Raw genomic sequence first — 2875 nt, 5'->3', positions numbered from 1 at the left:
ATTTCATATAGTATATAGAATAGTTTTTAATTAATTAATATGCTATTTGAAATTTTCTAAAAATTATATAAAAGAGGTAATTTATATGAGTTCTTTAATAGAAAAATCAGTAGTTGATATTATTAAAAATTATTATTCATTTTTTTCATCAAAATCTAATGTAATAGGAATAGGTTTTGGAAATAAAAGTATTAAAAATATGGATACGAAAGAACCTTGTTTACATGTTTTAGTTGAAAAAAAGATACCTTTAAATAAATTATATAAACATGACATTATTTCTAGTAATTTCTTAGGCATTAAAACTGACATTATTCAATGTGGAAGTTTTGATTTTTTAAATTCTAATACTAATAAAAGTAAAAATGAAAATATAAATAAGCTTAATTTTTGTTCAAGAAAGCGACCTATACAGGCTGGATATAGTGTAGGTGTATATGGAGACCCCTTTACAGGAACATTAGGAGCAATAGTTTTTGGAAATAAAAAAAATACTCCTTATATATTAAGTAATAATCATGTTCTTGCAGATGATAATAAATATGAAAAAGGAACTTATATACTTCAACCTGCAGCAGGATTTGGAGGAAATTATTATCATAATGTAATTGCTACTTTAACATTAGCTATAAAACAATATTTTGATGGGGTTACAATTAATTATACAGATGCTGCCATAGCAGAGATTTTTTATAAAATGGAGTATGATACATCTATACCATATATAGGAAAAATAAAAGGCGTTGCTAAAGCATATCCAACTATGGCAATAAGAAAAACTGGTGCTACTACTGGCTATACAACAGGACATGTAGGAACAACTTTTTTGAAATTAAATACTACTACTGAAGACGGTGGAACATATCTTATGGAAAACCAAATTTTTGCTAATAGAATGAGTGAAGCAGGAGATTCTGGAAGTGTAGTAGTTGATAATAATAATAATGCTGTTGGTTTACTAATGGGCGCCAACAAATATGGTTCAATAATAAACCCTATTGATAAAACTTTAAACCTTTTAGATGTACATTTTTAAAAATTAAACTTATTTATAGATTTTTAATATATTTTTAATAGATTTTTATTTGTTATAGAATGAAATAAAACCATGCTAAGCATGGCTTTATAAAAATTTTTATTTGTCTTTTTTAAAAGATTATTTTAAAAATATAATTTTAAATGAATCCATCAATTTTTTCAGCTCTTCTATAAGCTTTTTCTATAATTGATTTTGGGTACCCTATGTAATCTAAAAGTTTAATAGCATTCTTAGTTTTAGAAACACCTTTTTTTAGTTTATAATCAAAACTTAATCCATCCTTTACATCTACATCCTCACTAAAGTAATAAAATTCATAATTATCATTTAAAATATCTACTAATTCTCTATCATGAGTAGTTACAATGGAAATACTATTATTGTTAGTTATATATGTTAATATTTCAGCGGATGCAGCTATTCTTTCTACGGGGTTTGTACCTCTAAATATTTCATCTATAGGACAAAATATTGGTACATCTTCATTTAGAGCATTTATTATTCTTAATAAGGATTCAGCCTCAGCCATATAATAACTTTTTCCATTAGTTACATCATCACTAGGACTAATAGAAGAAACTATATAAAAAAATGAAGCTTCGTATTTTTCTGCTAATGCAAAATAAAATGTTTCTGCAAGAATCATGTTTATTCCTATCATTCTTAAAAAAGTGGATTTACCTGACATATTTGTTCCTGTAAGAACTAGCCCCTTCTTTTTCATATTAATAGAATTAGGTACCCCATTAATTAAAAGTACATGTTTTCCTTCAACTATATTAAAACATAATTCTTTGGTGAATTTTGGTGTAGTATAATGTCCATTTAATCCTGCCTCATAACTAGACATAGAAATTAAAGCTTCTAATTGTCCAATAGTTTCATATAATTCTAAAAGAGTATCCTTTTTATTTTTTAAATTATGTGAAATTTTATAATAAGAACTTTCTTCTAATAAAAATAATAATGCTAAACTTTCAAATATTCCATCACACATATTTGCAATAGTAATGCCTAATAATCCCTTATCAATAGGGCCAATTTCTTTAAGTAATTTCTTGATTTTAGTAACATAACAGCTTATTTCTTCATTGTTAAATTTACTTATTTCTTTTGCTGAATTTATAATATCCCTTAAATAAACAATTCCTCTTTCTCTAACATTTCTTTTTTCTTTACCGTTTATACCTACATTTACTAGTCCCACTATTAAAAGTGCTAACAAATAAATGGGACTTTGAAAAATTGATAGTATTATTAATAAAATAGGTAATATCTTTCCTAATATAGTATATATATAATACTTAGTTTTACTTATTAAAAAATCTGAATCCATCATATCTAAGAAAGTATTTTTTCTATCTCTTCCTAGCATAAAAAATATGTATTGTATATTAGTTCTAACTTCACTATTTTTCTTAAAAAATTCAATTATTTTATGTCTTTCTTTTAATTTATCTTCATCTTTTATAAGAGTTCTAAGCATTTTATATAAAGTGCCTTCACCTACACTACTATAACACCTATCTAACATTTTATATGCTTCATCCATATCAAGATCATTCCAAGTTTGATTATCTATAGTAAATTCCTCTTTTTCACTAATATCAAAATACTTTCTAACATATTTTAAATTCCTTTCCTTTGATAACTCTTGTGCAAAATCATTTTTTATAAACTTTAAAGTACTCCATTTTCTCATATTTTTTTACCTTTCTAAAATATTAAAATTATTTATATAACATGTAGCTAAAATACTTTTAAAGTTAATTTGTAAATTTTACTCCTATATATCTATATAATATAGTCGGTTGCGGAATTCCGCAACCATTAATT

The 2875-nt window shown here is 24.6% G+C and carries 2 protein-coding genes; one reads left to right on the top strand and one right to left on the bottom strand.

Annotated features, from left to right (window positions below; all coding sequences use genetic code 11):
* Positions 1–85: 85 nt before the first annotated feature.
* On the top strand, positions 86–1036 hold the full coding sequence (locus GBZ86_RS14590; RefSeq protein ID WP_152891853.1) for a hypothetical protein: 951 nt from the start codon (positions 86–88) through the stop codon (positions 1034–1036).
* A 139-nt stretch (positions 1037–1175) separates the two neighbouring features.
* Here the strand turns inward: GBZ86_RS14590 and GBZ86_RS14585 are convergent, their stop codons facing one another.
* Positions 1176–2741 (bottom strand): MutS-related protein, encoded by a 1566-nt coding sequence (locus tag GBZ86_RS14585; protein WP_152891851.1) that lies wholly within the window; start codon positions 2739–2741, stop codon positions 1176–1178.
* Positions 2742–2875: the final 134 nt, after the last annotated feature.

Origin of the sequence: Clostridium tarantellae (genome assembly GCF_009295725.1) — a bacterium.
Lineage (GTDB): Bacteria > Bacillota > Clostridia > Clostridiales > Clostridiaceae > Sarcina > Sarcina tarantellae.
This window is presented reverse-complemented; position numbering and strand designations above follow the sequence as displayed.